Source organism: Streptomyces prasinopilosus (genome assembly GCF_001419695.1).
Taxonomy (GTDB): Bacteria; Actinomycetota; Actinomycetes; order Streptomycetales; family Streptomycetaceae; genus Streptomyces; species Streptomyces prasinopilosus.
The window spans coordinates 1-4,179 of the sequence record NZ_LIRG01000435.1; the positions used below are offsets into that span (position 1 = coordinate 1).

The 4,179-nt window shown below is 71.8% G+C and carries 2 protein-coding genes; both read left to right on the forward strand.

The genetic code is table 11. The annotated features are described in order from the left end of the window. Positions 1-1,976: carbonic anhydrase (locus AOK18_RS18615; protein WP_055695109.1), on the forward strand; the 1,976-nt coding region annotated here is incomplete at its 5' end. A 206-nt stretch (positions 1,977-2,182) separates the two neighbouring features. After that, positions 2,183-4,138: an acetate--CoA ligase gene (acs, locus tag AOK18_RS18620; RefSeq protein ID WP_055695110.1), complete on the forward strand. Its 1,956-nt coding sequence runs from the start codon at positions 2,183-2,185 to the stop codon at positions 4,136-4,138. The last annotated feature ends 41 nt before the right edge of the window (positions 4,139-4,179 follow it).

Below are 4,179 nucleotides of genomic sequence, written 5' to 3' on the forward strand. Positions count from 1 at the left end.
CCGCGACGGCCGCGGCGGCCGGTCTCGTCCTGGCCGAGGTCGACCTGCCGTCCTGGCGCAGCCACGCCCTCGCCGGGCTCCCCGAGGGGCCCGTGCTCGGACTGGTCGCCGCCGTGCTCACCACCACGCTGGTGTGCAGCGTGCAGTCGCTGCTGGGCGCGGTCGCCGTGGACAAGCTGGTGTCCCGCCGCCCCGGTTCGAGCGACGTCCCACGCTCCGACCTGGACCGCGAACTGCTCGGTCAGGGCACCGCGAACATCGCCTCCGGCTGCCTCGGCGGCCTGCCCGTGGCCGGGGTGGCCGTGCGCAGTTCCGCGAACGTGCGCGCCGGTGCCGTGAGCCGGAACTCCACGATGCTGCACGGCGTTCTCGTGGTGTTCGCCGCGCTGCTGATGGTTCCGGCCCTGGAACTCATCCCGCTGGCCTCACTCGCCGCCCTGGTGATGTCCGTCGGCATCCAGATGGTGTCCCTGCACCACATCCGTACAGTGACCCGCCACCGGGAGGCCCTGGTCTACGCCGCGACCGTCGTCGGCGTGGTGTTCGCGGGAGTCCTGGAGGGCGTCGTCCTGGGCATCGCCGTCGCCGTGGGCGTGGCCCTGCACCGCCTCACCCATACCCGGATCACGCACGAGGTGCGGGAAGGGGTCCATCACGTACACGTACGAGGGCAGTTGACGTTCCTCGCGGTGCCGAGGCTCAGCCGGGCCCTGCACCTCGTGCCCCAGGGAGCCACCGGCGTCGTGACGTTGGACGGCTCGTTCATGGACCACGCGGCGTACGAGGCGCTGCAGGACTGGCAGAACACGCACACCGCCCGGGGCGGATCGGTGGAGATCACCGGCCGCCGGCCCGGAGCCGGCGTCCGGATCGCCGAACCCTCGGCCCTCACCTTCCCGCCCACGACGGACGGGACCGGTGAGACCGGCGCGGCATCCGGCGCCGGATGCCGCTGCCGGCCCTGGACCGCCTGGCGCAACCACCAGTGCGCACCCCTTCCCCCCGCACCGGTCGACGGCCGGAGCGACCACGGCGCCCGTGACGGTGGGGACACCGGTGACATCCCTGACGCCGGTGACACCGGTGGCGGACCGGACGGTCACGCGGGGCGGCCGGCCCGGCGCGGCCCGGGCGACGGTCCGCCGGGCACCGGCCCGGGCACGGGCCTGGGCGCGAACACGGGCTCGCGCACGGCCAAGGGCACGCACACGGCCACGGGTTCGGTTCCCGGGGCGGTCCCGGAGGCCGCATCCCCCGCCGGAAGCCTGTCGGGTGTCGCCGGGCCGGAGGCGTCCCGGACCGGGGCCGACCTGGTGCGCGGCCTCAGTACGTTCCAGCGGAGCACCGCTCCTCTGGTGCGCGGTGAGCTGGCCCGGCTGGCGCGCGAGGGACAGCGGCCGTCGCAGCTGTTCCTCACCTGCGCCGACTCGCGGCTGGTCACCTCGATGATCACGTCCAGCGGTCCGGGGGACCTGTTCGTGGTCCGCAACGTCGGCAACCTCGTGCCGCCGCCCGGTGAGGAGAGCGGTGACGATTCGGTGGCGGCCGCCCTCGAGTACGCCGTGGACGTGCTGGCGGTACGGTCCATCACGGTGTGCGGACACTCGGGCTGCGGGGCGATGCAGGCGCTGCTCGACCCCCGGCCGGACGGCTCCCCGGGCGCCCGCACGCCGCTGGAGCGGTGGCTGCGGCACGGACTGCCGAGTCTGCGGCGGGTACGGGACGCAGGAGGGCCGGGGGTGCGACTGGCCGGGCGGGCACCGGCCGACACCGCCGAGCAGCTCTGCCTGGCCAACGTCGTCCAGCAGTTGGAGCACCTGCGCGCCCACGCATCGGTGGCCCGCGCCCTGAAGGACGGGCTCCTGACGCTCCACGGCCTCTACTTCCACGTGGGGGAGGCGCAGGCGTACCTCCTCACCGAGGCGACCGGAGAGCAAGTGTTCGACCGGGTACGGGCCGAGGAGCTGACGTTGTGAGAACCCGCCCCCCGGGCATACGGGGCACTGGCGAGGGTGAACCGCGCGGCACCGGCGTCCGTGGGTAGGGATGACCCCTGGTCACGGAAACGGCCGGCGACCTCAAAAGGTCTAAACCACTTTGCCGACGACCCTTGTCAGCGCGCCCCCGGGTCTGATGAGCTGTGGCCTGGGACACAACGGACACTCCGGGAAAGGCAGATGCCGTGAGCAACGAAAGCCTGGCCAACCTGCTTCAGGAAAAGCGCAGGTTCGCACCCCCCGCCGACCTGGCCGCACACGCCAACGTCACCGCGGAGGCGTACGAACAGGCCAAGGCTGACAGGCTCGGTTTCTGGGCCGAGCAGGCCCGCCGACTGACCTGGGCCAAAGAGCCCACCGAGACCCTCGACTGGTCGAACCCGCCGTTCGCCAAGTGGTTCAAGGACGGCGAGCTCAACGTCGCCTACAACTGCGTGGACCGGCATGTCGAGGCCGGACACGGCGACCGGGTCGCCATCCACTTCGAGGGTGAGCCCGGTGACAGCCGTGCGATCACCTACGCCCAGCTCAAGGACGAGGTCTCCCAGGCCGCCAACGCCCTGCTGGAACTGGGTGTCCGGAAGGGCGACCGGGTCGCCGTCTACCTTCCGATGATCCCCGAGGCCGCGATCGCGATGCTGGCCTGCGCCCGTATCGGCGCGGCGCACTCCGTCGTCTTCGGCGGCTTCTCGGCGGACGCGCTCGCGACCCGCATCCAGGACGCCGACGCCAGGGTCGTCATCACCGCCGACGGCGGCTACCGGCGCGGCAAGCCGTCCGCGCTCAAGCCCGCCGTGGACGAGGCGGCCGGCCGCGCCGACACCGTGCAGCACGTCCTCGTCGTCCGCCGCACCGGCCAGGACGTCGCCTGGACCGAGGGCCGCGACGTGTGGTGGCACGACCTGGTGGGGCGCCAGAGCACCGAGCACGTCCCCGAGGCGTTCGAGGCCGAGCAGCCGCTGTTCATCCTCTACACGTCCGGCACCACCGGTAAGCCGAAGGGCATCCTGCACACCTCCGGCGGCTACCTCACCCAGACGGCGTACACCCACTGGTCGGTCTTCGACCTCAAGCCGGAGACGGACGTGTTCTGGTGCACGGCCGACGTCGGCTGGGTCACCGGGCACTCGTACATCGTCTACGGGCCCCTCGCCAACGGCGCGACCCAGGTCATGTACGAGGGCACGCCCGACACCCCGCACCAGGGCCGCTTCTGGGAGATCGTGCAGAAGTACGGCGTGACGATCCTCTACACGGCGCCCACCGCGATCCGGACGTTCATGAAGTGGGGCGACGACATCCCCGCGAAGTTCGACCTGTCCTCGCTGCGGGTCCTCGGCTCCGTCGGTGAGCCGATCAACCCCGAGGCCTGGATCTGGTACCGGAAGAACATCGGCGCGGACCGCACCCCCGTGGTGGACACCTGGTGGCAGACCGAGACCGGCGGGATCATGATCTCGCCGCTGCCGGGCGTGACCGCGGCCAAGCCGGGCTCCGCCCAGACCCCGCTGCCCGGCATCGCCGCGACCGTCGTCGACGACGAGGCCAACGAGGTGCCGAACGGCGGCGGGGGGTACCTGGTCCTCACCGAGCCGTGGCCGTCGATGCTGCGCACCATCTGGGGCGACGACCAGCGGTTCCTCGACACCTACTGGTCCCGTTTCGAGGGCAAGTACTTCGCCGGTGACGGTGCGAAGAAGGACGAGGACGGCGACGTCTGGCTGCTCGGCCGGGTCGACGACGTGATGCTGGTCTCCGGGCACAACATCTCCACCACCGAGGTGGAGTCGGCGCTCGTCTCCCACCCGTCGGTCGCCGAGGCGGCCGTGGTCGGCGCGGCGGACGAGACGACCGGGCAGGCCATCGTCGCCTTCGTGATCCTGCGCGGTACGGCCGCGGAGACCGAGGAGCTGGTCGCCGAGCTGCGCAACCACGTGGGTTCCACGCTGGGCCCGATCGCCAAGCCCAAGCGGATCCTGCCGGTGAACGAGCTGCCGAAGACCCGTTCCGGCAAGATCATGCGCCGTCTGCTGCGGGACGTCGCGGAGAACCGTGAGCTGGGTGACGTCACGACGCTGACCGACAGCACGGTGATGAGCCTGATCCAGGCGAAGCTTCCCCAGTCGTCCGGCGAGGACTGATCCGAAGACCGGCTGCCGGGTCCCGGGACCCGGCAGCCGGT